Source organism: Rhizobium sophoriradicis (assembly GCF_003939025.1).
GTDB lineage: Bacteria > Pseudomonadota > Alphaproteobacteria > Rhizobiales > Rhizobiaceae > Rhizobium > Rhizobium sophoriradicis.
In genome coordinates this window covers 118,411-143,323 of sequence record NZ_RQIH01000006.1, presented here as the reverse complement: position 1 = coordinate 143,323, position 24,913 = coordinate 118,411, and the positions used below count along the sequence as shown (strand labels likewise).

25 protein-coding genes are annotated in these 24,913 nt (G+C 62.1%); 13 read left to right on the top strand and 12 right to left on the bottom strand.

Features of this window, described 5'->3' with window-relative positions:
- Window positions 1-146: 146 nt before the first annotated feature.
- From ppx to EFR00_RS11635, 4 genes are all read right to left on the bottom strand, one after another.
- Window positions 147-1,667: an exopolyphosphatase gene (gene ppx, locus EFR00_RS11650; RefSeq protein ID WP_077993225.1), complete on the bottom strand. Its 1,521-nt coding sequence runs from the start codon at window positions 1,665-1,667 to the stop codon at window positions 147-149.
- A 12-nt stretch (window positions 1,668-1,679) separates the two neighbouring features.
- Window positions 1,680-3,884: an RNA degradosome polyphosphate kinase gene (locus EFR00_RS11645; protein WP_038688059.1), complete on the bottom strand. Its 2,205-nt coding sequence runs from the start codon at window positions 3,882-3,884 to the stop codon at window positions 1,680-1,682.
- Between the two features lie 64 nt (window positions 3,885-3,948).
- On the bottom strand, window positions 3,949-4,662 hold the full coding sequence (gene hdaA, locus EFR00_RS11640; protein WP_009994955.1) for a DnaA regulatory inactivator HdaA: 714 nt from the start codon (window positions 4,660-4,662) through the stop codon (window positions 3,949-3,951).
- Window positions 4,655-5,779 carry an AI-2E family transporter gene (locus EFR00_RS11635; protein WP_077993223.1) on the bottom strand — a complete coding sequence of 375 codons (1,125 nt, stop codon included), beginning with the start codon at window positions 5,777-5,779 and terminating at the stop codon, window positions 4,655-4,657. The genes hdaA and EFR00_RS11635 overlap by 8 nt, the downstream gene beginning before the upstream one ends.
- 246 nt (window positions 5,780-6,025) lie before the next feature.
- Here EFR00_RS11635 and purM point away from each other — a divergent pair, with 246 nt between their 5' ends.
- A complete protein-coding gene (gene purM, locus EFR00_RS11630; protein ID WP_077993221.1) occupies window positions 6,026-7,099 on the top strand; it encodes a phosphoribosylformylglycinamidine cyclo-ligase in 1,074 nt (357 codons plus the stop codon).
- Window positions 7,096-7,767 (top strand): phosphoribosylglycinamide formyltransferase, encoded by a 672-nt coding sequence (gene purN / locus EFR00_RS11625; RefSeq protein ID WP_009992173.1) that lies wholly within the window; start codon window positions 7,096-7,098, stop codon window positions 7,765-7,767. The genes purM and purN overlap by 4 nt, the downstream gene beginning before the upstream one ends.
- A gap of 238 nt (window positions 7,768-8,005) precedes the next feature.
- On the opposite strand, the gene EFR00_RS11620 is transcribed toward purN, so the two are convergent.
- The 3 genes from EFR00_RS11620 to EFR00_RS11610 all read right to left on the bottom strand — a co-directional run bounded on the left by EFR00_RS11620 (window position 8,006) and on the right by EFR00_RS11610 (window position 12,114).
- Window positions 8,006-9,175: an alpha-D-ribose 1-methylphosphonate 5-triphosphate diphosphatase gene (locus tag EFR00_RS11620; protein WP_009995514.1), complete on the bottom strand. Its 1,170-nt coding sequence runs from the start codon at window positions 9,173-9,175 to the stop codon at window positions 8,006-8,008.
- 147 nt (window positions 9,176-9,322) lie between these two features.
- On the bottom strand, window positions 9,323-9,913 hold the full coding sequence (locus EFR00_RS11615; RefSeq protein WP_077993219.1) for an NUDIX domain-containing protein: 591 nt from the start codon (window positions 9,911-9,913) through the stop codon (window positions 9,323-9,325).
- A complete protein-coding gene (locus tag EFR00_RS11610) occupies window positions 9,910-12,114 on the bottom strand; it encodes a molybdopterin oxidoreductase family protein (RefSeq protein WP_077993217.1) in 2,205 nt (734 codons plus the stop codon). The genes EFR00_RS11615 and EFR00_RS11610 overlap by 4 nt, the downstream gene beginning before the upstream one ends.
- Before the next feature lie 16 nt (window positions 12,115-12,130).
- Between EFR00_RS11610 and EFR00_RS11605 the strand changes: the two genes are divergently transcribed.
- Window positions 12,131-13,000 (top strand): 23S rRNA (adenine(2030)-N(6))-methyltransferase RlmJ, encoded by an 870-nt coding sequence (locus EFR00_RS11605; RefSeq protein ID WP_009990753.1) that lies wholly within the window; start codon window positions 12,131-12,133, stop codon window positions 12,998-13,000.
- A 56-nt stretch (window positions 13,001-13,056) separates the two neighbouring features.
- On the top strand, window positions 13,057-13,653 hold the full coding sequence (locus EFR00_RS11600; protein ID WP_077993215.1) for a glutathione S-transferase: 597 nt from the start codon (window positions 13,057-13,059) through the stop codon (window positions 13,651-13,653).
- A gap of 82 nt (window positions 13,654-13,735) precedes the next feature.
- Here the strand turns inward: EFR00_RS11600 and EFR00_RS11595 are convergent, their stop codons facing one another.
- Complete coding sequence (locus tag EFR00_RS11595; RefSeq protein ID WP_038688042.1) at window positions 13,736-14,371, bottom strand: outer membrane protein; 636 nt, start codon at window positions 14,369-14,371, stop codon at window positions 13,736-13,738.
- Window positions 14,372-14,736: 365 nt separating this feature from the next.
- Here EFR00_RS11595 and EFR00_RS11590 point away from each other — a divergent pair, with 365 nt between their 5' ends.
- From EFR00_RS11590 to EFR00_RS11570, 5 genes are all read left to right on the top strand, one after another.
- The gene (locus tag EFR00_RS11590) at window positions 14,737-15,504 is read left to right on the top strand and encodes an SDR family oxidoreductase (RefSeq protein WP_009992149.1); all 768 of its coding nucleotides are present in this window, start codon (window positions 14,737-14,739) and stop codon (window positions 15,502-15,504) included.
- Window positions 15,501-17,540 carry an excinuclease ABC subunit UvrC gene (gene uvrC / locus EFR00_RS11585; protein WP_077993214.1) on the top strand — a complete coding sequence of 680 codons (2,040 nt, stop codon included), beginning with the start codon at window positions 15,501-15,503 and terminating at the stop codon, window positions 17,538-17,540. Before EFR00_RS11590 ends, uvrC begins: the two co-directional genes overlap by 4 nt.
- Before the next feature lie 162 nt (window positions 17,541-17,702).
- Window positions 17,703-18,293 carry a CDP-diacylglycerol--glycerol-3-phosphate 3-phosphatidyltransferase gene (pgsA, locus tag EFR00_RS11580; protein ID WP_064682126.1) on the top strand — a complete coding sequence of 197 codons (591 nt, stop codon included), beginning with the start codon at window positions 17,703-17,705 and terminating at the stop codon, window positions 18,291-18,293.
- Window positions 18,290-18,544 carry a molybdopterin converting factor subunit 1 gene (gene moaD, locus EFR00_RS11575; protein ID WP_009992132.1) on the top strand — a complete coding sequence of 85 codons (255 nt, stop codon included), beginning with the start codon at window positions 18,290-18,292 and terminating at the stop codon, window positions 18,542-18,544. Before pgsA ends, moaD begins: the two co-directional genes overlap by 4 nt.
- Window positions 18,545-18,788: 244 nt before the next feature.
- Window positions 18,789-19,250: a molybdenum cofactor biosynthesis protein MoaE gene (locus EFR00_RS11570; RefSeq protein ID WP_038692423.1), complete on the top strand. Its 462-nt coding sequence runs from the start codon at window positions 18,789-18,791 to the stop codon at window positions 19,248-19,250.
- Window positions 19,251-19,351: 101 nt separating this feature from the next.
- Here EFR00_RS11570 and EFR00_RS11565 read toward each other — a convergent pair whose 3' ends face one another.
- Window positions 19,352-20,248 carry a branched-chain amino acid ABC transporter permease gene (locus EFR00_RS11565; RefSeq protein WP_039618938.1) on the bottom strand — a complete coding sequence of 299 codons (897 nt, stop codon included), beginning with the start codon at window positions 20,246-20,248 and terminating at the stop codon, window positions 19,352-19,354.
- Window positions 20,249-20,313: 65 nt separating this feature from the next.
- On the opposite strand from EFR00_RS11565, the gene EFR00_RS11560 reads away from it, so the two are divergent.
- Complete coding sequence (locus EFR00_RS11560; RefSeq protein WP_077993426.1) at window positions 20,314-20,871, top strand: CGNR zinc finger domain-containing protein; 558 nt, start codon at window positions 20,314-20,316, stop codon at window positions 20,869-20,871.
- Window positions 20,856-21,359, top strand: coding sequence for a hypothetical protein (locus EFR00_RS11555; RefSeq protein WP_009996181.1), 504 nt, complete (start codon window positions 20,856-20,858; stop codon window positions 21,357-21,359). Before EFR00_RS11560 ends, EFR00_RS11555 begins: the two co-directional genes overlap by 16 nt.
- Before the next feature lie 71 nt (window positions 21,360-21,430).
- On the opposite strand, the gene ndk is transcribed toward EFR00_RS11555, so the two are convergent.
- The 3 genes from ndk to EFR00_RS34195 all read right to left on the bottom strand — a co-directional run bounded on the left by ndk (window position 21,431) and on the right by EFR00_RS34195 (window position 23,035).
- Window positions 21,431-21,853, bottom strand: a complete 423-nt coding sequence (gene ndk, locus EFR00_RS11550) for a nucleoside-diphosphate kinase (RefSeq protein WP_004680549.1) — start codon at window positions 21,851-21,853, stop codon at window positions 21,431-21,433.
- 81 nt (window positions 21,854-21,934) lie between these two features.
- Window positions 21,935-22,624, bottom strand: coding sequence for a glutathione S-transferase family protein (locus EFR00_RS11545; protein WP_009996178.1), 690 nt, complete (start codon window positions 22,622-22,624; stop codon window positions 21,935-21,937).
- Between the two features lie 156 nt (window positions 22,625-22,780).
- On the bottom strand, window positions 22,781-23,035 hold the full coding sequence (locus tag EFR00_RS34195) for a hypothetical protein (RefSeq protein ID WP_406549821.1): 255 nt from the start codon (window positions 23,033-23,035) through the stop codon (window positions 22,781-22,783).
- An 81-nt stretch (window positions 23,036-23,116) separates the two neighbouring features.
- Between EFR00_RS34195 and EFR00_RS11530 the strand changes: the two genes are divergently transcribed.
- Window positions 23,117-23,626, top strand: a complete 510-nt coding sequence (locus tag EFR00_RS11530; RefSeq protein ID WP_077993212.1) for a DinB family protein — start codon at window positions 23,117-23,119, stop codon at window positions 23,624-23,626.
- A 142-nt stretch (window positions 23,627-23,768) separates the two neighbouring features.
- A complete protein-coding gene (locus EFR00_RS11525) occupies window positions 23,769-24,815 on the top strand; it encodes a GGDEF domain-containing protein (protein ID WP_077993211.1) in 1,047 nt (348 codons plus the stop codon).
- The last annotated feature ends 98 nt before the right edge of the window (window positions 24,816-24,913 follow it).

Here is a 24,913-nt window from a genome sequence, read left to right as displayed (position 1 = left end):
CAAGTCCTTGAGCGCGGGAGAATCTTTAAAAGCAAGTGAGTCATTCACCGCGCGGACGCGCGGTGGCTGGATTCCTGTGACGAGCACAGGAATGAGGGAGAGTGGAGGGATGGCGCCGTCAACAACGGCCCTTAAAAATCTCTGCCCTATTCGAACCGAAACGCCAGCCTCTTATTCGTTAGCCGCGACAGCTGCTGCAGGCGGCCGTCCAGGCGTTCGCCGGCGAAATCGCGATATTCGGAGGGAACGACGAATTCGAGGTCGAAGTCCGGGTTCGATGATCTGCGGAAGGTCAGGTTCTTGACGATGCCCGGCATCGAGGCCGAGAAGAGGTAGACGACGCGGAGCATGCCGCCGAGCAGCTTGGCGCGCTCGATGAAGGGTGGCGTGGCGATCTGCGCAAGCGGGCCGGTGGCGCCGTCGTCGTGCAGCCCCTCGAAACGGTAATAATTGGTCAGTGCGATGAAGGCACGGCCGGGATGGCTGATGCCGACGAAGGAAGAGTGGGCGATGACGTTCAGTGCCTGCAGGCCGCGATAGTCAGGGTGGGCGCGCCAGCTGATATCGGCGAGCAGACAGGCGGCCTGGCGATAGCGGCTTTCCTCTTCGGTTTCCTGGACGTCGAAGAAGGGCATCATCCGGCCGGTCCATTCCGCCAGTTCGCGGGCATGCTCGGGCGACCGGGCACGCAGGATCGCCAATTCACCGGCGGCGGCCAGCAGCGGATCGAGACGGCGCTCACCCTCGGACAGCAGCGAGTAGAGATAGCCCTCGCGCACACCTTGCGCCGAAAAGGAAATCATCGACGGCTTCATGGCGCTCAGCACTTCCTTCATGGCGACGGCGCCGAAGGGCAGCAGCGACCTGCGGTGCTTGGACACGGCCTGCAGCGCCGGCTCCTTGGAATCGCGCGCGGTCACCACCTGTTCGAGGAACAGCATCATCGCTTCGAGCGAGACTTCATAACCCTGCATCATATGCAGCGGATAATGTGTCATCTCCATATGCAGCTTGGCGATGTTTCGCCAGGTGCCGCCAACGGCGTAGAAAGTGCGCCCCTCGCCCTTCGACAAGAGCTTTGCCGTCTTCACCTGCTTGCGGGCGAAGGCTCTGGCCTTGGAAAGCGAGCCGCCCGCATATTCCGACAGGCGCAGGCCGCCGAGCGGCAGCGTGATGCCCTTGCCGAACTCCTTGCCCTTGATGTCGATCAGTTCCAGCGAGCCGCCGCCGAGATCGCCGGCAATGCCGTCGGGATTGAAGAAGCCGCTGATAATGCCGAGCGAGGCGAATTTCGCCTCCTCCTCCCCCGACAGCACGCGAACCTTACGGCCGAGGATGGTTTCCGCCTGATGGATGAAATCGGGACCGTTGCTCGCCTCGCGGGCGGCGGCCGTCGCCAGCACATACATGGTGGCGGCGCGCGCCTGGTCGGACAGAGCCTTGAAACGGTGCAGCGCCGCCAGAGCCCTGATGACGCTCTCTTCATCCATCTTGCCGGTGACGGCTATGCCCTTGCCGAGGCCGCAGAGGACCTTTTCGTTGAAAAGAATGGTCGGCGAGCGGGACATGCCTTCGTAGACGACGAGACGAATGGAATTCGATCCGATGTCGACAACGGAGACCGGAGCGATCCCTGGAAGGCGCCCCTGGGCTTCAGATTCAACCATTTAGGTCCAGTATTACTTGTTGTTGCGGCCTTCGAGCAGGCCGGCGATGAGTTTCGGCGCGCTGGACTTCAGAGCTTCACCACGGCCCGACAGGCTCGGATTGGTCATGAAATACTGCTGCGCATTGAACGGTTCCTCGCCCCTGCGCACTTCCATGCGGCGCGACGTACCGTCGGGCAATATCTCGTAGCTTTGTTGATTGTCAATCACGTTGCCGAGCATAATCTGTGACAAGACCTGCTCGTGAACCGTCGGATTCGTCAGCGGAACCATGGTCTCGACGCGACGATCGAGATTTCTCGGCATCATGTCGGCCGAACCGATGTAAACCAGCGCCTTGTCGGACGGCAGGCCGTAGCCGTTGCCGAAGCAGAAGATGCGGCTGTGCTCGAGGAAGCGGCCGACGATCGACTTGACGCGGATCTTCTCCGAGAGACCAGGCACCTGCGGACGCAGGCAGCAGATGCCGCGCACGACGAGATCGATCTCGACGCCGGCATGGCTGGCGCGATAGAGCGCATCGATGATATCAGGATCGACGAGCGAGTTCATCTTCATCCAGATCGCCGCCGGAGCACCGTTCCTGGCATGCTGAATCTCTTCCTCGATGTGGCGCAGGATGCGCGGCCGCATCGTGTAGGGCGAAATCGCCAGCTGCATGCCCTGTTCCGGCTCGCCGTAACCGGTGATGAAGTTGAAGATGTTCGCCATGTCGTGGGCGATGACGGGATTGCAGGTGAAATAGGAGAGATCGGTATAGATCTTGGCGGTGATCGGGTGGTAGTTGCCGGTCCCGAGGTGGCAATAGGTCCTGAGCTTGCCCTCCTCACGCCGGACGACCATCGACATCTTGGCGTGGGTCTTGAGCTCGATGAAGCCGAAGACGACCTGCACGCCGGCGCGTTCGAGGTCGCGCGCCCAGCGGATGTTCGCCTCTTCGTCGAAACGGGCCTTGAGCTCGACAAGCGCCGTCACCGACTTGCCGGCCTCGGCGGCGTCGATCAGCGCACGGACGATCGGGCTGTCGTTGGAGGTGCGGTAAAGCGTCTGCTTTATCGCCAGGACGTCAGGATCGCGCGCAGCCTGGAGAAGAAACTGAACGACCACGTCGAAAGATTCGTAGGGGTGATGGACGACCATGTCCTTTTCGCGGATGGCGGCGAAGCAGTCGCCGGCATGTTCGCGGACGCGCTCGGGAAATCGCGCATTGTAGGGCTGAAACCGGAGATCGTCGCGCGGCGCCTTGGTGATCTCCGACAGGGTGTTCAACGCCAGAAGTCCCGGCAGAACGGCGACGCGGTTCTCGGGGATGCTCAACGCCTGAACGACGAACTGGCGCAGCGAAGCCGGCATTTCCGAGTCAGTCTCGATGCGGATGACCTTGCCGCGGCGGCGCCGCTTCAGCGCCGTTTCGAAGAAGCGGACGAGATCCTCGGCCTCTTCCTCGACTTCAATATCGCTGTCGCGGATGACGCGGAAAGTACCTGAGCCCTGCACCTCGTAACCCGGGTAGAGCCGATGGATGAAGATGTTGGCGACATCTTCCAGCGTGATGTAGCGGATCGTGTTCGCATCATCCGGCAGGCGGACGAAGCGGTCGAGCGCCGGCGGCAGGCGCAAGAGCGCCGTCATCGGCTCGCGACCGTTCTTGCTGACGAGCTGCAGGCCGATCGAAAAACCGAGATTGGGAATGAACGGGAACGGGTGGGCCGGGTCGATCGACAGCGGCGTCAGCACCGGAAAGATCGCCTGTTCGAATTCGGCGGCCAGCCATTGGCGGTCGGCATCGCTGAGCGCGCCGGGACGCACGATCAGGATGTCTTCCTTGGCGAGATATTGCTGCAGCACGGCGAGCGAGGCCTGCTGCTCCATCTGCAGATGGTCGATCTCCTGCAGGATCGAGTCGAGCTGCTCGGCCGGCGTCTTGCCGTCAGGGCTGCGGATGGCGATGTTCTGACGCACCTGGCCCTCGAGGCCGGCGACGCGCACCATGAAGAACTCGTCGAGATTGGCGGCGGAAATCGACAGGAAGCGGACGCGCTCGAGCAGCGGATGCTCGGTATTCAAGGTCTCTTCGAGAACTCGGCGATTGAATTGCAGCCAGGAGAATTCGCGGTTGATGAAGCGTTCGGGGCTGGTCAGCAGCTCTTCCAGCGGGGGCGTGTTGTCGTTGGTTTCCGGAGTGAGTTCCTGATGTTCTGCGACTGCGCTATCCATGGTCCACTACCCCGTTTTCAATCGCGACGGCAATTATATCAGTTTCACGACGGAACTGTGACAGTCAATCGGCCGGTTCCGAATTTCCCAATTCATTCAATACTTCGGCAGCAAGAGACCGGGTGATCTTCGTGCCCCGCGACAGGGCCAGCCGGTCGAGCCGTTCGACGATCGTCTGGGCCGCGTTCAGCGACCGCTCCATGCGGTTAACGATATAGAGCACGAGTTTGTCATCTATATAAAGCTGCCGGTCGGCGAAGAGCTTGACGATCACCTGCGACAGCAGCGCCTCATCGGGTTCGCCGATCTCGACGACCGTCGCAGCCTTCAGGCGCGAGCGCAAATCGGGCAGCTGAACCGGCCAGGACATCGGCCAGAGACGGCTTGTTATCAACAGGCTGGTGCCGTTTTCGCGAACGCTGTTGATGACATGGAAGAGCGCATTGTCGTCAAAGCCCTGGCGATCGGCATCCTCGAACAGCACCGGGCCGGCGGCCGCGGCAACTGCCGCGTCCGAGCCAAGTTCGGGATGAATGCTGACGGCGCCGCTCAACTCGCTCCAGATGCGGGCGAGATGGGATTTTCCCGAGCCGACGGGGCCGGCGAGCACGACGACCGGCGACGGCCATTCCGGCCAGGCATCGACGATCGAAACGGCGGCGGCAAGACGCTCCGAGATCAGGAGATCGTCACGGCCGCTGGCGGCATCGTGCGAAAAGAGCAGCGACAACTGCTCCGCGGCCTTGCGCTTCAGCGCAACGTTCTTCACGTCATTCATTGGGAACTGATTTCGTCTTCTGAGCGCGGCCACTCGGCGACCCGCCAAAATAAAGATCGCTCTGAAGGTAGCGCGAAAGCGCGAAGCGAACAAGAACGCCGACGGCGGCGGCGGCCGGCACGGCGACCAGAAGACCGACGAAACCGAAGAGCGCGCCGAAGGCAAACAGCGCAAACATCAGCCAGACCGGATGCAGGCCGACGCTGGAGCCGACGAGCTTCGGCTGCAGAATGTTGCCTTCGAGGAACTGGCCGCTGAAGAAGACGACGATCACCAGCCCGATCCAGGGATAATCCGGCCAGAACTGCACGATCGCTACGCCAACGGAAAGAACGAGGCCGACCAGCGAGCCGACATAGGGGATGAAACTGATCATGCCGGCAAAGAGGCCGATCAGCAGGCCGAAATTCAAGCCGACGAGCGAGAGGCCTGCGGCATAATAGATGCCGAGGATGAGGCAGAGCGAGCCCTGGCCACGGATGAAGCCGGCGATCGCCTGATCGATCTCCTTGGCGATCTGGCGGACATCGGCGACGTAATCGCGTGGTATCCACTGATCGACCTTGGAGACCATGCGGTCCCAATCGAGCAGGATATAGAAGGCGACGACCGGGGTGACGACGAGCAGCGATATGACGTCGACGATCGCCTTGCCGGAATTCCAGATCTGGGCAAAGAGGCCGGTCAAGAAACCCATGCCCTCGGAGAGGATGCCGGAGAAATTATCCTTGATCGTGCCGGCCTGACTCCTGACCCATTCCGGCAGCAGCGAGTTTTTCGAGCTATCAATGAACTGCTGCAACTGGCTGATATAGCCCGGCAGCCGCTCGGCGAAATCGTTGAACTGGCTGACGAGCACGGGAATAAGGATCATCAGCGCCAGGGTGAAGGTGATCACGAAGGCGATCAGGATGACGATCGTCGCCATGAAGCGGCTGAGGCCAAGCCGCTGCAGCCTGTCTGCCACCGGATCGAGGAAATAGGCGATCGCCATACCGGCGATGAAAGGCAGAAGGATCGAGCTGAAGACATAGAGAAAGGCGATGAAGAAGACGAGTACAGCCAGCCAGAAGAAGATCTGGCGCTTGAGACTGTTGCCGCTGATTTGCTGTGGCATCGCTTCCCCGCTGATCGCTCGCCGCCGCTGAACGCCGCGTCGTCTGCGACGCGGTCATTCAGCACATAGGATGCAGGCGTAAAGATGGTCAACCCTGTCGCGGCAATTCCGGAAAATGCCGGCTGAAGACACGGGAAATTGGGGGCTTTTGCCATGCAGCGCTTGCATAAACGGCCCTGTCATGCAATTGCGACCGGCAGATGACGCGGCGTGTCGGCCGCCTGAAAACAGCCATCGGAGACCAGCATGAGCCAGTCTGGGAAAAACGGCCTGACCTACAGCGACGCGGGCGTCGACATCGATGCCGGCAACCTCCTCGTCGAGAAGATCAAGCCGGCGGTGCGCTCGACGCGGCGTCCCGGGGCCGACGGCGAAATCGGCGGCTTCGGCGGGCTCTTCGACCTCAAGGCCGCAGGCTTTACCGACCCGGTTCTCGTCGCCGCCAATGACGGCGTCGGCACCAAGCTGAAGATCGCCATCGACGCGGACTATCACGACACCGTCGGCATCGACCTCGTCGCCATGTGCGTCAACGATCTCGTCGTCCAGGGCGCCGAACCGCTGTTCTTCCTCGATTATTTCGCCACCGGCAAGCTCGACCCCGACCAAGGTGCTGCGATCGTCGGCGGCATTGCCGCCGGCTGCCGCGAGGCCGGCTGCGCGCTGATCGGCGGCGAGACGGCCGAAATGCCGGGCATGTATTCCTCCGGCGATTACGATCTTGCCGGCTTTGCCGTCGGCGCTGCCGAACGCGGCCAGTTGCTCCCCTCCGGCGACATTGCCGAAGGCGACGTCATTCTCGGCCTCGCTTCCTCCGGCGTCCACTCCAATGGCTTCTCGCTGGTGCGCAAGATCGTTTCGCTTTCCGGCCTCGGCTGGGATGCACCGGCGCCGTTCGCCGACGGCAAGAAGCTCGGTGAAGCGCTGCTGGAGCCGACCCGCATCTATGTGAAGCCGCTGCTGAAGGCGATCCGCGAGACGCGTGCGCTGAAGGCGCTCGCCCATATTACCGGCGGCGGCTTCCCGGAAAATATTCCGCGCGTGCTGCCGAAGCATTTGGCGGCCGAGATCGACCTTGCGGCCGTCAAGGTTCCGCCAGTCTTCTCGTGGCTCGCCAGGACCGGCGGCGTCGAAGCCAAGGAAATGCTGCGCACCTTCAACTGCGGCATCGGCATGATCGTCGTCGTCGCCGCAGAGAATGTCGCCGCGGTATCGAAGGCGCTTGAAGCCGAAGGCGAAAAAGTCGTCACGCTCGGGCGCATGATCGCCCGCGCCGAAGGCGCTGCCGGCACGGTCTACAAGGGTACGCTTGCCATATGAGCACGCCGCGCAAACGCGTCGTCGTCCTCATATCCGGTGGCGGCTCCAACATGATGGCGCTGGTCGCGGCGGCGAAGGCCGCCGACTATCCGGCCGAGATCGTCGGCGTGATATCAGACAAGGCGGAGGCCGGCGGCCTTGCCAAGGCGGCGGCCGAAGGCATCGCCACCTTCGCTTTTCCCCGCAAGGATTATGCCAGCAAGGACGCGCATGAAGCGGCGATCTTTTCGGCGCTCGACGAACTTTCACCCGACATCCTCTGCCTGGCCGGCTACATGCGGTTGCTGACGCCGACCTTCATCCAGCGTTATGAAGGCCGGATGCTCAACATCCACCCTTCCTTGCTGCCGCTCTTCCCAGGCCTGCACACCCATCAGCGCGCCATCGACGCCGGCATGCGCATTGCCGGCTGCACGGTGCACTTCGTCACCGAAGGCATGGACGAAGGCCCGGTGATCGGCCAGGCCGCCGTTCCGGTCCTTTCCGGCGACACGGCCGAAAGCCTTGCCGCGCGAGTGCTCACCGTCGAGCACCAGATCTATCCGCAGGCCCTGCGGCTCTTTGCCGAAGGCCGCGTGACGATGGAAGGCGGCAAGGCGGTGGGCGCCGAGGCTTCGGCGGCTACCCCTAAGGCCCAGCTCATCTCGCTGATCGGCGATCGCGGTTAGAGCGCATCTCCGCGCGACGCGGTTCAGGCTGCGAACAAAGTCAATCAACGCCCTATGCGATCGCGGCCCCTCATCCGGCTGCCGGCACCTTCTCCCCGTAAACGGGGCGAAGGGACATGCCGCACCGGCTTCCTCAACCTTGACGCTGCATTTGGCACGTCCCCTCGCCCCGTTTACGGGGAGAGGGTTAGGGTGAGGGGCAACCACCGGTACGAACCGCAAGTTCTAGGGAAATGTACTAAGCCGCCAACGCCCGCAATGGATGCAGCGTGCCGTCGCTGTAGACGAAGCGGCCGGCGCGGAAGGTGGCGCGGATGCGGTTGATGTCGCCGGGCTCGACTACGACCAGATCGGCGCGCTGGCCGATAGCGATTTCGCCGCGGTCCAGGAGGCCGGCGGAGCGGGCGGCGTTGCCGGTCGCCATGGCGACGGCGGCCGGTAGGCCCCCTTCCACCGTGTCTGCGAGCTTGAAGATGCCGGGCACGAAGGCGGCCGGGTGATAATCGGCGGCGATGACGCTGAGCAGTCCGGCCCTTGCGGCATCGAGGGCGCTGAGATTGCCGGACATCGACTGGCCGCGCAGCGCGTTCGGCGCGCCCATCAGCGTCCAGAGGCCGCGGCGGCGCGCCTCTTCCGCCGCGGGTGCCGTCACCGGAAACTCGCTGATGGTGACGCCGAGGTCGTGCATTTCGGCGACCTTCTCGATGCTGTCGTCGTCATGCGAGGCAAGCGACAGCTTGTGCTTCAGCGACAGCGCGACGATCTCTCTCAGCTTGGTCTCGATGTCGGGGTTATTGCGCATGGCAATGCGCTTGGCGACGATCTCGGCGGCCATGTCCTCGGAAATGGCGCGGCGCTCGGAAATGCTGAGGATGTAGCTCTGCAGATTGTTGTACTGACCCTGGCCGGGCGTATGGTCGGTGAGCGAAACCATGTCGATCTGATTGGCATTCAGCAGGCGCTCGAGAGCCGGCGCGGCGCCGACATTGGTGACTTCGTAGCGGGCGTGGACGCGGTGGTCGATCAGCAGATTATCGCGCAGGCGGTTGATGCCCTCGATCACCGCCGATGTGGTCTCCAGCGAGCGCACATGGCCGTAGACACTTTCGGTGGCGAAGGAGACGGCGGCAAAGGCGGTGGTGACACCCGCGGCGGCAAGTTTCTTGTCGAGCTCGTGGATGCCGAAATCGATCGGCATCGTCGCGTTCGGCCGCGGCGCGATCTCGCGCTCGATCATGTCGCCATGCAGATCGACGAATCCCGGCATCAGCAGCCGCCCGCCACCATCGATGGCAGCGCCGGCGACCGGCTCCGGCCGGATTTCGGCGATGGCGCCGTCCTCAACACGCACAGAACCTTCGCTCACCACCTCGTTCGGGAGAACGAGAGTGAAATTGCTGAGCCACATGGGCTTTCTCCTGACCGCATCGATGATTGACTGACCGCAGCGGATAGAACCGCTTCGTGACAAACGTATGAACTTTCGAACGCCATAACCGCGATAGCGAAACCGTCCTGAGTCCAACCCGGCGGGTTGCTCGAGACCGCTCATCCGCTATCGAAGTTTATTCCTGTTCAACAGAGCCCATTGCAGCAGCATGATCGTCTTGGCGTCGAAGATCTCGCCGTTTTCGATCATCTGGGCGGCCTCATCGAGCGGGATTTCGAGAACCTCGATATCCTCGTGCTCCTCGTCCAGGCCACCGCCTTCCGCCACGCGGTCGGTTATGTCGATCAGCGAGACGAAGAAGTGGACGACTTCGGTGATGGCGCCGGGCGACGGGTAGCATTTGAAGAGGAAACTCGCGTCGCGCAGGTGGTAACCGGTTTCTTCCATCGCCTCGCGGCGGATCGCCTGTTCGGGATGATCGTCATCGAGCAAGCCGGCCGGCACCTCGATCATCCAGGCGGGATCGCCGTTCAGATGCACGGCAAGCCGGAACTGGCGGACGAGAACGACGACGTCGCGTTTGGGATCATAGAGCAGGATGCAGGCGGCGGGCGTGCGGTGATAGACCTCCCGCTTCAGCTGCTGGGTCGCGCCCTTGCGATCGATGTAATCGAGCAGGTAGCTACTCAATCGTGTCCAGCCATTCGACAGCGTTTGCTCGCTGACGATCTTCATGCGTGATTTCGGCTGCGTCATGCTGTGTCCCTGCGAAGCCAGACTTTGTTGTCGTGTACGGCCGCCCCTCCATAGGGCGCCACGGGGTCGGCGCCGGTCAGCACGTTGATGCCCTCGCCGTCGACATGCGCCTTGTTCGGCCAGAGGCCCTCCGCGATCAGCACGCCCGACTTCACCTCAGTCGTGATGCGGGCGTGGATCCGCAGATCGCCGCGGCTATTGCCGATGCGGACGAGATCGCCATGGGAAATGCCGCTGGCTTCGGCGTCGGCGGGATTGATCATCACTTCGGGGCGGCCCTCTTTCTGGCGGGAGGTCTTGGTTTCGGAGAAACTCGAATTCAAGAAGTTGCGGGCGGGCGATGTGGCGAGACGGAAGGGATGCTCGGGATCGGCGACCTCGATGACATCGACCTGATCCGGAAAAACGGGAAGCTCCGCATGCGGCCCGAGCGCGCCGATCGCCGCCGGGGGCTTGTTCGGCGCCGGCTGGTTTATCCAGTCCGGACGGAAATGGAATTTGCCGTCCGGATGGGCAAACCCGTTCAGGAAATGCGCCTCTTCGAAGGCCGGCTGACGGTCGAACCATTTATGCTCGAGGAAGTGATCGTAATCCGGCAGATCGCTCGATTTCAGGATGCGGTCGACCATCTCGCGGGCGGAAAAACCGAAGCCCGGGCGATCGGCGACCTCGAGGCGTTTTGCCAGTTCCTCGATGACGAAGAGATTGGTGCGCACGCTCGGCGGCGGCTCGACCAGCTTCGGCCCGAGCAGGATATGATTCTGGCCGCCGGCCCGGTAGATGTCGTCATGCTCGACGAACATCGTTGCCGGGATGACGATGTCGGCAATCTCGGCCGTCTCGGTCATGAACTGCTCGTGCACGGCGACGAACAGGTCGTCGCGGGCAAAGCCGCGCCTGACCAGGCGCTGCTCGGGGGCGATGTTTGCCGGATTGGTGTTCTGGATCAGCATCGCCGTCACCGGGCCTCGATGGCGCAGCGCCACGGGGTCGCCGGTGAGAACGCGGCCGATCTGCGACTGATCGAGCATGCGGATATCGGCATCCTTCATCGACCGGCCGGTCAGTTCCGCATTGTTCATGCGGAAGATATCGCTGTTGGAATGGAAGGCGCCGCCGCCCTCATATTGCCAGGAGCCGAGGACGGTGGCGACCGAGGCGGCCGCATGCATCGCGACCGCGCCGTTGCGCTGGCGGGTGAAGCCGTAGCCCAGGCGGAAAAAGGTCTTCTTCGTCGTGCCGACAAGGCGGGCGAAGGCTTCGATCTCTTCGACCGAAAGGCCGGTGATCTCGGCCGCCCATTGCGGCGTCCTGGTTTTCAGATGCGCTTCGAGGCCGGCGGGATCGTCGGCATAGCGCGCCATGTAATTCCGGTCGGCATAGCCGTCGCGGAAGGCGACGTGCATGACGGCGCAGGCAAGTGCCGCATCGGTGCCGGGCCCGACGATCAAGGCCATGTCGGCCTGCTTCATCGTCGGGTTGTCGTAAATGTCGATGACGACGATCTTGGCGCCGCGCTCCTTGCGCGCCTTGATGGCGTGGGTCATGACGTTGACCTGTGTCGAGACCGCATTGGTGCCCCAGATGACGACGCAATCGGTTCGGCCCATCTCGCGCGGATCGGGGCCGCGCAGCGTGCCGGTCGCCATGGTGAAGCCGGTCCAGGCCGGATTGGTGCAGATCGAGGAGAAGAAGCCGGAATAGCGCTTGGCGTGGCGCAGGCGGTCGATCGAATCGCGCTGTACCCAGCCCATGGTGCCGGCGTAGAAATAGGGCCAGATGGCCTCGCTGCCGTCTTTAGCCTCGGCCTTCACGAAGGCTTCGGCGATCTCGTCCAGCGCATCGTCCCAGGAAATCTGCTGCCATTGCCCTGCCCCCTTGGCACCGCTGCGGCGCAAGGGATACATCAGCCGGTCGGGATGATAGAGCCGCTCGGCATAACGGGCGACCTTGGCGCAGATGACGCCCGCGGTGTAGGAATGATCATTGGCGCCGCGCACGCGGCCGATGCGGCCATCCTCAAATAGTTCGACCTCCAGCGCGCAGGTGGAGGGACAGTCGTGCGGGCAGGCCGTGTGGCCCAGCCTGGTGTCCGGCTTCGGGGATTTGGCGTCGATGGGGGTCGCAATGTTCATGGCATTTGTATATTCCAAGGCTTGAATGGCCAAAAGCCAGAAAAACTCCCCATGACGCGAATTCATACGGACATCAGCGAAAATGAACTACCGCCACATCTACCATGCGGGCAATTTTGCCGATGTGCTGAAACATGCCGTGCTGGCGCGGCTGATCCGCTACATGCAGAAGAAGGATGGCGGCTTCCGCGTGCTCGACACGCATGCCGGCATCGGCCTCTACGACCTTTCCTCCGAGGAGGCGCAGAAAACCGGCGAATGGCTTGAGGGCATCGGCAAGCTGATGGAGGCCGACCTCGGACCGCAGGTTTCCGAGCTGCTGGAACCCTACCTCTCGGCAATTCGCGAACTCAATCCGGAGGGCGGCATCCGCTTTTATCCCGGATCGCCGAAACTGGCGCGCATGCTGTTCCGGCCGCAGGACAGGCTGTCGGCGATGGAGCTGCATCCCGAGGACTATGCGCGTCTGCACCGGCTGTTCGAAGGCGATCACCATGCGCGCATCACCGAACTCGACGGCTGGCTGGCGCTCGGCGCGCATCTGCCGCCGAAGGAAAAGCGCGGAATCGTGCTCGTCGATCCGCCCTTCGAGGAAGAGGACGAATATCAGCGCCTGGCCAAGGGGCTGGAGAGGGCCTATCGGCGCTTTCCCGGCGGCACCTATTGCCTGTGGTATCCGCTGAAGAAGGGCGCGCCGATCAAGGAATTCCACGAGACGCTGCAGGCGCTCGACATTCCGAAAATGCTCTGCGCCGAACTGACCGTGCGCAGCGATCGCGGCACGACAGGACTGACCGGCTCAGGCCTCGTCATCGTCAATCCGCCCTTCACCCTGAAGGACGAGTTGCACCAGATGCTTCCCGCGCTGAAGGACCACCTGGCGCAGGACCGCTTCGCCTCGCAACGCGCCTTCTGGCTGCGCGGCGAGAACAAGACGGCCAAGGGCGATTGACCCTACCATCGGCTTCGGGGATAGTCCGCGCCATTCACAATCTCGTCAGGTGTCCCATGAAGCTCCTCTGTTCGCCCGCATCGCCCTATTCCAGCAAGGTGCGGATGGCCGCGCATTTCCTCGGTATCGAGCTGAACGCCGTCCGAGTCGACACCAATACCGGGCCTGCGATCCTGGTGGACAACAATCCACTCGGGAAAATTCCGACGCTTCTGACGGATGACGGGGCGTCGATCTTCGACAGCGTGGCAATCATGCATTATTTCGACCGGCTGACGAAGGGCGGGCTCTATCCTTCCAAAAATGGCAAACGCACGGATGCAGAAGTGCTCGAAGCACTGTGCGACGGCATTTGCGACTGCCTGCTCACGATCGTCTACGAGCGGCGCTTCCGCGACGAGGAAAAGGTCCATCAGCCCTGGATCGACCGGCAATGGAAGAAGGTGACGGCCGGGCTTGCCCATCTCAGCGCCAAGCCGCCGAAACTCGGAAAGAAGCTCAATGGCGGGCATTTTGCACTCGCCGCCATGCTCGACTATCTCGACCTGCGCTTCAAAGACCAGTGGGAAGCCGATCATGGACCGTTGATCGACTGGCTGGAGCAATTCGAAAAGAAATTCCCCGCTCATAGCGAGCTCAAGGCCAGCGCCTGATCCGGCAGCCGATTTACGAGGATCGAGCCAACAAAAAAGCCGGGCGACGTGCCCGGCTTCCTCGTATTTCTGTCCAGTCGGCTTAGAACTTGACGCCGATACCGAGCTTGACGCTGTTCTCGTCGTAACCGCGCGAGAAGCTGCCGGAGTCGAGGTCGTAATCCTTGCTCTGGTAGTCGGTGTAGCGATATTCCAGGCGCGTCGTGATGTTGTTAGTCACGAAGGCTTCGACGCCGGCGCCGACCGTATAGCCGTAAGCCGTCTTGCTTTCGTCCGAGGTGTCATCGGAAACCTTGATGTTGCCGAGGGCAAGACCGGCGGTACCGTAGAGCAGGAAGGGGTTCATGTCGTAGCCGACGCGGCCACGGACGGAGCCGTTCCAGCCATACTTGTTCTCGACGCCGCCCGAGGAAACGTCGTCGCCGCTGTAGCCGAGGTCAGATTCAACGCCGTAGACGATCTGGCCGGCCTGCCAGTTATAGCCGGTGAAGACCTGGCCGCCGAAACCATAGGTGTGACGGTCGGAACCGAAGTCACCCATGTTGTAGGTGCCGGCGCCGCCGAGGTAGAAGCCCTCCCAGTTGCCGGCCGGCTTGACCGGGGCGTCCTGGGCGACCGGTGCTTCCGGAACCTGATCGACGGCATCGGCCGCCTGAGCTGCCGAGACGCCCGCGATTGCAAAAGCAGAGGCCATGAGGCCAGCAATGAGTACACGCATACTTTTCTCCTTTCAGTCCCGCGCCGCTTTTCATCTGTCTATCAGCGAAGCATTGGCGGGGAAATTGCCAGATGTCCCTTCCGGATCGGGACTGAAATTGAAACTGAAATGCGGATTTGAAAGAGCCAAATTGTGATATCATTGTGGCGGCCACATGGCTGAAATTCGATGTTGCTTGAGCGCAACATACACTTCATTAACCCTACTGAAGGGTTAAACTAAAAATACTTATTTTAGGAAATCGCATTCTTAAATAATACATAGAATATCAGGGCAACGATGGCAACCGCAGCAGCCTATTTATATAATCTCCGCCCGCCCCTATATAGTCGACAAACAGACTCGCGGGATCAGAAGGCTAGATTTTGAACGACGAAAGACTTCGCGCGGCCCTGATAACGGGGGCTGCCAAGAGAATAGGCCGGGCAATTGCCGAAGACCTTGCTGCAAATGGCTTTTCCGTTGCGATTCACGCGAACGGCTCCCTCGGCGAAGCCGAAGAACTGGCGGCGGAATTGCGGCGGAAGGGATATCGGGCGCTCGCGCTCAAAGCCGACCTTACCGATAGCGGCGAAACCGGCGCCCTCATAAAAAGAGCGGCGGAGGCGCTCGGTCCGATCGATCTGCTCGTCAACAACGCCTCGATCTTCCGTCAGGATTCGGCCCGCAGTTTCGATGCGGAAGCATGGGCGCAGCATTTCGATATCCATGTGCGCGCGCCCTCGATTCTTGCCGCAGCCTTTGCCGAACAGCTGCCTGATGATGCGACCGGACTGATCGTCAACATCATCGACCAGCGCGTCTGGGCGCTCAATCCGGGCTTCTATTCCTATACGCTCTCCAAGGCGGCACTCTGGACGGCGACGCAGACGATGGCGCAGACCTTTGCGCCGAAGCTGCGCGTCAACGCCATCGGCCCCGGCCCGACGGTGCGCAGCGCGCGGCAATCGGAAGAGGACTTCCAGGCTCAGATCGACGGGCTTATCATGAAGGCGGGGCCGGGATTCGGCGAGTTCGGACGAACGATTCGCTTCCTCTTCGACACGCCCTCGATCACCGGCCAGATGATTGCCCTCGACGGCGGCCAGCACCTCGCCTGGCAGACGCCCGATGTGGCGGAGATTACGGAATGAACGGACGAAAGCTGCTGGATGGCGGCGTTCTCTACGACGAAACGGATGAGAGCGAAGACGAGATCGAGGTGGAAGGCGAGGTTTCCGCCGCCCCCCTCGCGGCGGCGGTCGACTGGAACGCCGGCAGCCTCAACGAGACTGGGCTCATCGGCGCCGAACTGATCGGCGAATTCGTCAAACGCCTGCCGAACAGTCCCGGCGTCTACCGCATGTTCAATGCCGAAGGTGACGTACTTTATGTCGGCAAGGCGCGCAGCCTGAAGAAGCGTGTCGGCAATTACGCGGTCGGCCGCGTGCATTCCAACCGCATTGCCCAGATGGTGCGCCAGACGGCGAATATGGAATTCGTGACGACGCGCACGGAAACCGAAGCGCTGCTCTTGGAAGCGAATCTGATCAAGCGCTTGCGGCCGCGCTTTAACGTGCTGCTGCGCGACGACAAGTCGTTTCCCTATATTTTGATCACCGGCGATCACCGGGCGCCGGCGATTTTCAAGCATCGCGGCGCCAGGGCGCGAAAGGGCGACTATTTCGGACCTTTCGCGTCGGCGGGCGCGGTCGGGCGGACGATCAATTCGCTGCAACGCGCCTTCCTGATCCGCACCTGCACCGACAGCGTCTTCGAAACGCGCACCCGCCCCTGCCTGCTCTATCAGATCAAGCGCTGCTCCGGGCCCTGCACCCATGAGGTCAGCGACGAGGGTTACGCCGAACTGGTGCAGGAGGCGAAGGACTTCCTTTCGGGCAAAAGCCAGAAGGTGAAGTCGCATATGGCCGAAGCGATGAACCAGGCCGCCGAGGATCTCGACTTCGAGCGGGCGGCGATCTATCGCGATCGCCTGGCGGCACTTTCGCATGTGCAGAGCCACCAGGGCATCAATCCGGCCGGCGTTGAGGAAGCGGACGTTTTCGCCATCCATCACGAAGGCGGCGTCTCCTGCATCCAGGTCTTCTTCTTCCGCACCGGTCAGAACTGGGGCAACCGCGCCTATTTTCCGAAGGCCGACCCGCAGCTTTCCGGCGCCGAAGTGCTGAATGCTTTTCTGGCGCAGTTTTACGACGACAAGCCGGTGCCGAAGCAGATCATGCTGTCGGAGACGGTCGAGGAACTGGAACTGCTCGCCGCCGCACTCAGCGAAAAGGCCGGTCACAAGGTTTCCATCCTCGTGCCGCAGCGGGGCGAAAAGCGCGATCTCGTCGAGCACGTCATCGGCAATGCGCGCGAGGCGCATGGGCGAAAGCTTGCCGAGACGGCGTCGCAGTCACGACTGCTCGAGGGCTTCAAGGAGACCTTCGGGCTTGCCTATGCGCCGCAGCGCATCGAAATCTACGACAACTCACATATCATGGGCACCAATGCCGTCGGCGGCATGGTAGTGGCGGGGCCGGAAGGTTTCGTGAAGAACCAGTACCGCAAGTTCAACATCAAATCGACCGACATCACTCCCGGCGACGACTTCGGCATGATGAAAGAGGTGATGACACGGCGGTTCTCGCGGCTGATCAAGGAGGAAGGCATTCCCGACCGGACGGCGCAGGCAGCTGCTGCCGACGCCGCCGACATGCCCTTCCCAGCCTGGCCCGATGTGATCCTGATCGATGGCGGCCAGGGGCAGATGACGGCGGTGCGCGCCATCCTCGCCGAGCTCGGCATCACTGACAGCGTCATGGCGATCGGCATAGCCAAGGGTGTCGACCGCGATGCCGGGCGCGAGCGTTTTTTTCCGCCAGGGCGCGAGAGCTTCACGCTGCCGCCGCGCGATCCGGTGCTCTACTTCATCCAGCGCATGCGCGACGAGGCGCATCGCTTCGCGATCGGCTCGCACCGGGCGCGGCGCAAGAAAGAAATGGTCAAGAACCCGCTCGACGAGATCGGCGGCATCGGCCCGTCGCGCAAGCGGGCGCTGCTGCAGCATTTCGGCACCGCGAAAGCGGTTTCGCGCGCCGCTCTGTCCGACCTGATGGCGGTAGAAGGCATTTCGGAGGCCGTTGCCAAGCAGGTCTACAACCATTTCCACGACGACGCCGCGAAATAACCGCCGTCCGTCGCAAATTCCACGCAAAGGGGACGAAAAGACAGAAACAATGTTGACGGTCTACGCTCAAAGCCGTCATCTACGGCATCGGCCCGAAAATCGGAATCGATTTTCGTCAAGACGCGCGGCGCTATCGCGGCGCATCAATCAGAGAAACGATCCATGGCATCGCGTGCGTACAGCCTTCCCAACCTTCTGACTTACGGCCGCATCCTTGCCGTGCCGGTGATCGTGCTCTGCTTTTTCATCGAGGGCAGGCTGTCGATCAGCAATACGGCGCGCTGGGTGGCGCTGTGGATCTTCATCATCGCCTCGCTCACCGATTTCCTCGACGGCTATCTCGCCCGCATCTGGAACCAGACGTCGAATATCGGCCGCATGCTCGATCCGATCGCCGACAAACTGCTGGTCGCCTCGATCCTGCTGCTGGTCGCGGCCGACCAGACCATCGCCGGCTGGTCGATCTGGGCGGCGATCACCATTCTCTGCCGCGAGATCCTGGTGTCCGGCCTGCGTGAATATCTGGCGGCGCTGAAGGTCAGCGTGCCGGTGACACGTATTGCCAAATGGAAGACGACGCTGCAGCTCGTCGCCATCGCCTTCCTGCTCGCGGGTCCTGCCGGCGACGAGATTTTCCCCTATACGACGCAGACCGGTATCGCACTGTTGTGGATCGCAGCATTGCTGACCATCTATACCGGCTACGACTATTTCCGCGCCGGGTTGAAACATATCGTGGATGACGAGGAATGACGCGGCTTGTCTATTTCGCCTGGGTGCGCGAGCGCATCGGCAAGGGTGAGGAGGAGATCGACCTCCCCTCCTCCGTCGTCACCGTCGCCGATCTTCTGAATCATTTGAAGACGCTGGGCGAAGAATATGAGGCCGCACTTCAATATCCCGAGGTGATCAGGGTGGCGCTCGATATGGAGCATGTCGAGCATGACGAGCCGATATCGGGCGCCCGCGAGATTGGGATTTTTCCGCCGATGACGGGGGGATAAGACTCATCCGCCTGGGCTTTGGAAAGCTGCCAATGGGTACGACTGCGTTTTCCCTTCTCTCCCTCATTCCTGTGCTTGTCACAGGAATCCAGTGCGCCCAAGTCCTTGGGCGCGAGAGAAGCACTTGCCAAAAGGAAAAAGTCATTCACCGCGCCGACGCGCGGTGGCTGGATTCCTGTGACAAGCACAGGAATGAGGGAGGTTGGGGATACGGCAGCGCATCAAAGCAGCGGAGGCCCCTGTGGTGACCATCACCCCCACCATCCGCGTCCAGCGCGACGACTTCGACCTGCAGGCCGAAGTCGACCTGCTCTCCAAGGGCAAGCCCGGCATCGGCGCGGTCGTTACCTTCTCCGGCCTCTGCCGCGATGACGGCGGTGTGCTGGCGGCGCTGGAACTCGAGCATTATCCCGGCATGGCCGAAGCCGAGATGGCCCGCATCGGCAAACTTGCCGTCGAGCGTTTCGGGCTGCTTGGCCTGACTGCGATCCACCGCTACGGCAAGATCGCTGTGGGCGAGAATATCGTCCTCGTCGTTGCGGCCGCGCCGCACCGGCAGGCGGCGTTCGACGGCGCCAACTTCGTCATGGATTTCCTGAAGACCGCGGCCCCTTTCTGGAAGAAAGAACACGGCAAGGACGGCGCTGCCGGCGACTGGGTCGCGGCGAAAGACGCCGACGACGCGGCGCGCGACAAGTGGAAATAAATCAGCGCATTTCCTGATTATCCGAGCAACGGAAATGCGCTGCTCTTCTTGTTTTACGCAATTCCGGACGCAAAACCGCTGCGCACTTTTGCTGGAATTGCTCAGAGCACCACGCGCTCCCTGCGGCTCATGACCAGCAATAGGACGAGCAGCGAGAAGATGACGAGATCGCGCCAGACGAAGGGGCCGTAGGCGCCCCATAGGGTTTCGACGACGGCAAGCCCGGCGGCGCCGCCGGCCGAGCGCAGCGGATCGGAATAGCCGCCGACAGCGGCGATCAGCAGCACCTTCAGCCCGAACATCAGGCCGGCGCCGAAATCCATCGAACCGTAATAGAAAGTGGCGAGGATGCCGCAGATCGTGGCAACGAGGGCGGCGGCCACATAGGCGACGAGGAAGACGCGGCTGGCGCTGGTGCCGCAGAGCTCGGCGGCCAGTGGATCGTCGGTGACCGCGCGCCAGAGGCGGCCCCAGGCGGTGCGCCGGAGGATCAGCGTACCCACTGCGACGATGGCCGCCATCAGTGCGGTATCGATCAGCTGGATATGGGTGAGCGTCACCTCGAACGGCCCATCGCTCCAGAAGACGACCGTGTCGTTCAGAAACGGCGGCAGCCAGATCGCCCTAGTATCGGCGGCGAGCCGGGCGGTTTCCATCAGCACGATCATGATGCCGAGGGCAGCGACGATGACTGTGTTCGGCGACTTGCTGACCAGCGGCAGCATGATCGAGCGGCCGATCCAGATGCCCGCCGCCAGCGAATAGGCGATCGCGGCACAGGCGCCGACGGCAAGGGCGGCCGGCAGCACCAGCCAGAAGCGGTTGAAGGCGAGCTCGGTGAAAAGCAGCAGGATCTGGCCGGAGAAGGCGAAGATCGCCCCATAGGTGATATCGGCTCGCTTGGTGACGCCGAAGGCGACGGCATAACCGAAGGCGAGCGCGGCATAGAGGGCGGCAAGCGGAACCGCATTCGCCAGCTGCTGCAGAAGATAGGCCATTCCGGACACTCCGCGTCACCAAAATTATAACTGGTAAAACTCATTTCACCAGTTATAATTTTATGATGAGCTTTTCCTGGACCCCTCACCGTTTTGCCGGCGGCGCATTGGCGCTCGATGTCGCCAACAGCGTCGTTCTGCGCCACGATGCAGCACGGCGGATCGACCGCTTCGCTGTCAGCAATCAGATGCGCGACTTTCCGCACGCTGCCGCCGAATTCTGCGCCGAACGCGCCCTCTTCGGCAATATCGCCCCGGTGGCTAAGGAAAACGAGGCGGATTTCATCGCGCTGCGGGAAGCGATCGACCTCTATTTCCGCGAGCGTATACTGACGGGCGGCGACGACCAATCGCTGGCGGCACTGCTGGAGGCGGTAGCGAAGGTGCTGCGCGAAGCAAACCCCGGCAGCGTGGCGGCGGCGACCGCCCATTCGGTGCTGCGACTGATCGCCATGCCCGATTCGGAACGCATGAAGATCTGCGGCAATTGCGGCTGGCTGTTTATCGACCGCAGCAAGAACAGGAGCCGGGCCTGGTGCGACATGGCGGTCTGCGGCAACCGCGCCAAGGCGAACCGGCATTATCGCCGCAAGAAGGAGGAAATCCCATGCGGAAACATCTGATCGTCACGGCGACAGCAATCGGCCTCGTGCTGTCCGCCTGCCGGCGCGAGGCCGAGAATCTGGTCGAGGTCACTGGCCATCTGTTCGTCTTCAACTATCGGGTAGCGAGCGCCACCTATCTGCTGACGCTGAAGAAGACCGGTCCCATCCCTGACGGCTCGGTCATCATCGCCGAATTCGAAAATCCTCAGGGCGGCGCGCCGCTGGTGCTGAACCAGAAAGTCTACCCGATCGACGACAAGATCGCGCTGCAGAGCCAAAACCTGCATTGCGTGCGCAAGGACCGCCCCTATTCCGTCAGCATCCGGCTGGTCGACAAGGACGGCAAGGTGCTGCAGGAATTGAAGACGCAGTTCCGCTCCGACCTCGACCAGACCGTGCTGCCGAGCAAGCCGCTCGTCCTGGGTGCGTTTTATGACAAGAACCCGGAGGTCTTCAAGCCGGACGGCAGCGTCGATTTCTCGAACACCGACAAATGCCCGGCATAAAAAAGCCGGAGCGAAGCCCCGGCTTTCGAGAGTCAATTCAAGGCATTGGAAGCGAATGCCGACCTATGGCCTCAGCCGACGATTTCGGTGTCGGAGAACCAGTACTTGATTTCCTGGGCAGCGGTTTCCGGAGCGTCCGAGCCGTGAACCGAGTTTTCGCCGATCGACAGCGCATGAACCTTGCGGATCGTGCCTTCATCAGCGTTTGCCGGGTTGGTCGCGCCCATGATCTCGCGGTTCTTCAGGATGGCACCTTCGCCTTCCAGAACCTGGACGACGGTCGGGCCGGAGGTCATGCCTTCGACCAGTTCGCCGAAGAAGGGACGATCCTTGTGAACGGCGTAGAAGCCTTCGGCTTCGCGGCGGCTCATCCAGACGCGCTTCGAGGCGACGACGCGCAGGCCGGCATCTTCGAGCATCTTGGTGATGGCACCCGTCAGGTTGCGCTTGGTTGCGTCCGGCTTGATCATCGAGAAGGTGCGTTCAATCGCCATAGTCAAATCCTCTGTTTTCTCGGGAAAAGTGGGCGGTCTTTACCCGCCCCAACGCCCGAAAACAAGAGGTAGGCGGCAATTTCACGCCGCTGTCACAGTCCGGCCGCGGCTTTCATGAAGATCGAGGCAGCGTTCGAACCAGCCCAGGACCGGATCGTCGGCCGCGAGCATTGCAAGGCCGGTGCAGACACGCAGCCATTGCAGCGCGCCGAAGACGATATAGTCGGCAAAGAGCGGCGTCTGCCCGCCGATGAAGGGCTGGAACTTCAGCATATGCCGCAGCGGCTCCAGCTTGGCGCCGAAGGCGGCTTTCTCCGCCTCGCTATCGGCGGCAATGACGTCAAACGATTTGCCAAGACGAGCCTCGCGGCTTTCACGGAAATAGGCCTTGTCTCCCTCGTCGAGGATCGCATGGATGTCGAGAAGCCCGATCCGCATGATCGCCGGATGGATGATCATCTGCGAATAGCCTTCCACCATGCGTGACAGCGCCTTGCCGCCCTCGCCGTTGAAGAGCGACGGCCGCGTCGGATAGGCCTCCTCCAGATAGAGAGCGATGGCGAAACTGTCGGGGATCAGCCTGCCATTGTCGTCGAGGACGGGCAGAGTCGGCGAGACACCGCCGCCGATTTCGCGGATGCGGGCGTAGGTCGTCGGAATCTCTTCGAAATCGAGTCCCTTATGCGCCAGCGCCATCACCGCCTTCCAGCAATGGGGCGAAAAGAAGCGCCGCTCATCGGCGCCGCAGAGGGAATAGAGAGCTCTGGTCATGACAGTCCTTTCGTGATCGCAACTCCCTGCATTCGACGACAGAACGCGCCCGCGATCAAATCAGGAAATTTCATGGCGTCATCACTGCGATTTCTGCGGAAGCAAGCTAGAGCCTTTCCTGGTTAGATTGAAGCATTCTGCCGGAGCAGGTTTTCGTCAGGGCAGAGGCGATTGGCGATGGGCATACCCCCAGGTATGTCCGAGCCGATCGCCTCTGATCCTGGCGGAAAGATGCCCGGCCCACCGGCCGCACCGCTTCGCTATGGCGAAGCGATAAGTGCGTCCGGCGCTTTTGAGTCTTGCAGATTTGCCAGGCAAATCTGCGGGAGGGTTGGCTGAAACGGGCCGGCTGATCGACCGGCCGGCTTGGCCGTAGAGCTGGGCTACGACGCGCGCCGGCCGGTCGACCATCCGACTCCGTTTGAGCCAACAGAATGATTCAATCTAACCAGGAAAGGCTCTTGATTGCCCTTCCCAGGACAGGAGGAGCACATGCTCAGGCACTACAGGATGTTCGCCGCCTATAATCGCTGGGCCAATGCCCAGGTCTATGCGGCGGCGGCCGAACTCAGCGATGCGGAATTCCGCAGCGACCGCGGCGCCTTCTTCGGCTCGCTGCATCGAACCCTCAACCATCTGCTCGTTGCCGACCGAATATGGATGAAGCGCTTCACCGGCACCGGCGAGGCGCCGATGAGCCTCGATGCCGTGCTTTTCGAGGAGTTCGATGCGCTTGCCGTTGCACGCAAGGCAGAGGACGAGCGGATCATTGGCTGGACGGGCACGCTGGACGAGACAAGCCTTGCTGCCAACTTCACCTACTCGCCGGTGAGCCAACCGATCGCGATTACACAGCCGCTGTGGACCGCGCTCTCCCATCTCTTCAACCACCAGACCCACCATCGCGGCCAGTGCCACATGACGCTGACGGCGCTCGGCAAGCCGAGCCTTGGGCTCGACCTGATCTATTTCCTGCGCAGCGAGGGCCGCGAGTGGATGTGAGCGTCTCCGTATCAACAGGGCATTAACCGCCTTTACCGGTTGCGCCTGGAATCCAGCGCTTCCCACCCTCAGATTCAGCCTCTCTTAAAAGCTTGCGGGCATAGCGGAATGACGGAAAAGGCCGGGGCCGCGAGGGATCGTCATGCAGAATGCAAGCGCAAACGCATTGGTGCCGCGCGAGACACGCCCTGGTCCCATCGCGGACATCCAGAAGATCGCCCAGCACATGGCGCGTCTCAACGTCGCCGGGCTGCCGCGCAACTATGAACTCTTCCATGAGGCAATCGTCGGGCTCAACGCAGGTCTCGCCCAGGATATCGCTGCGCTCGGGCCTCACCCGCACCAAGCGATGCTTGACGAGCTCGGGCTGAAATACCGCCTCGTCGGCCATTGCGGGCTGGCAGGCGAGACGTCGCGCAACGAGGCGAGCCGTTTGCTGCGTGAGGTAGCGGAGAGGCTTGCCGAAGGGATGCGGTACCGGGATGCCTTTGCGCGCGCCTGCGACACGATCCTGAAATCCGTCTCCAGCCATGAGGACCAGAGCCTTGCCGCCTTCATCGGCGAGCTCGACTATCTCTCGGCCTCGCTGACGAGCGTATCGTCGGCGGAAATGCAAATCGGCGCCAGGCTGGCGGATGATATCAAGAGGCTGGAAACGCTCGAGCGCGGCATTTCGGCGATGCAGGCGGCCGCCGTCGCCGACAGGATCACCGGACTTCCCAATCGCATCGCGCTCAACCGCGTGATCGCCGACCTCTACGAGCGCGAAGAGGGTGCCGCCGGCAGTGCGCTTGTCATGGTCGATGTCGACAATTTCACCGATCTCAATGAGAGATATGGCACGCCGGCCGGCAACAAGATCCTGAAGAAGCTCGCCGGCCTCTTCCAAAAATCGGTCAAGAAGAACGACTTCGTCGCCCGCACCGAGGCGGACGAATTCGCCCTGCTGTTTTCCAATGTCGGCATGCAGGATGCGATGGCGATTGCCGAGCGCCTGCGCGCCTCCGTCGAAGACAATCTGGTCTTCGCGACCTCAGACAAGGGCGATAGCGGCAGGCTGACCATCTCGGTCGGCGTGGCGCTCAGCACGGACGCGGCAACACCGGGGCAATTGCAGGCCAATGCCCGCGTCGCCCTTCTCGCCGCTCAATCGAACCCGCGCCAGCCGGTGCAGGCCTTCGGCCGCTGAGGCGGTTTCGATCTCTTGCGGCGGATAAGAGCCTTGCCGGGCCGGCAAGCAAGCTGACCGGCGCCAAGCGCTCTTGCCTTGGCCGGCGCTTTCGGCCA

Coding starts and splice junctions, on each gene's coding strand:
- EFR00_RS11545 (WP_009996178.1), bottom strand. CDS start 22,624: ATGACCAGAGCTCTCTATTCCCTCTGCGGCGCCGATGAGCGGCGCTTC.
- EFR00_RS11565 (WP_039618938.1), bottom strand. CDS start 20,248: ATGGCCTATCTTCTGCAGCAGCTGGCGAATGCGGTTCCGCTTGCCGCC.
- ndk (WP_004680549.1), bottom strand. CDS start 21,853: ATGGCGATTGAACGCACCTTCTCGATGATCAAGCCGGACGCAACCAAG.
- uvrC (WP_077993214.1), top strand. CDS start 15,501: ATGAACGGACGAAAGCTGCTGGATGGCGGCGTTCTCTACGACGAAACG.
- EFR00_RS11615 (WP_077993219.1), bottom strand. CDS start 9,913: ATGACGCAGCCGAAATCACGCATGAAGATCGTCAGCGAGCAAACGCTG.
- hdaA (WP_009994955.1), bottom strand. CDS start 4,662: ATGAATGACGTGAAGAACGTTGCGCTGAAGCGCAAGGCCGCGGAGCAG.
- EFR00_RS34195 (WP_406549821.1), bottom strand. CDS start 23,035: ATGGTCGACCGGCCGGCGCGCGTCGTAGCCCAGCTCTACGGCCAAGCC.
- EFR00_RS11610 (WP_077993217.1), bottom strand. CDS start 12,114: ATGAATTCGCGTCATGGGGAGTTTTTCTGGCTTTTGGCCATTCAAGCC.
- EFR00_RS11645 (WP_038688059.1), bottom strand. CDS start 3,884: ATGGATAGCGCAGTCGCAGAACATCAGGAACTCACTCCGGAAACCAAC.
- purM (WP_077993221.1), top strand. CDS start 6,026: ATGAGCCAGTCTGGGAAAAACGGCCTGACCTACAGCGACGCGGGCGTC.
- EFR00_RS11620 (WP_009995514.1), bottom strand. CDS start 9,175: ATGTGGCTCAGCAATTTCACTCTCGTTCTCCCGAACGAGGTGGTGAGC.
- purN (WP_009992173.1), top strand. CDS start 7,096: ATGAGCACGCCGCGCAAACGCGTCGTCGTCCTCATATCCGGTGGCGGC.
- EFR00_RS11635 (WP_077993223.1), bottom strand. CDS start 5,779: ATGCCACAGCAAATCAGCGGCAACAGTCTCAAGCGCCAGATCTTCTTC.
- ppx (WP_077993225.1), bottom strand. CDS start 1,667: ATGGTTGAATCTGAAGCCCAGGGGCGCCTTCCAGGGATCGCTCCGGTC.
- moaD (WP_009992132.1), top strand. CDS start 18,290: ATGACGCGGCTTGTCTATTTCGCCTGGGTGCGCGAGCGCATCGGCAAG.
- EFR00_RS11530 (WP_077993212.1), top strand. CDS start 23,117: ATGCTCAGGCACTACAGGATGTTCGCCGCCTATAATCGCTGGGCCAAT.
- EFR00_RS11560 (WP_077993426.1), top strand. CDS start 20,314: ATGAGCTTTTCCTGGACCCCTCACCGTTTTGCCGGCGGCGCATTGGCG.
- EFR00_RS11595 (WP_038688042.1), bottom strand. CDS start 14,371: ATGCGTGTACTCATTGCTGGCCTCATGGCCTCTGCTTTTGCAATCGCG.
- pgsA (WP_064682126.1), top strand. CDS start 17,703: ATGGCATCGCGTGCGTACAGCCTTCCCAACCTTCTGACTTACGGCCGC.
- EFR00_RS11525 (WP_077993211.1), top strand. CDS start 23,769: ATGCAGAATGCAAGCGCAAACGCATTGGTGCCGCGCGAGACACGCCCT.
- EFR00_RS11600 (WP_077993215.1), top strand. CDS start 13,057: ATGAAGCTCCTCTGTTCGCCCGCATCGCCCTATTCCAGCAAGGTGCGG.
- EFR00_RS11605 (WP_009990753.1), top strand. CDS start 12,131: ATGAACTACCGCCACATCTACCATGCGGGCAATTTTGCCGATGTGCTG.
- EFR00_RS11555 (WP_009996181.1), top strand. CDS start 20,856: ATGCGGAAACATCTGATCGTCACGGCGACAGCAATCGGCCTCGTGCTG.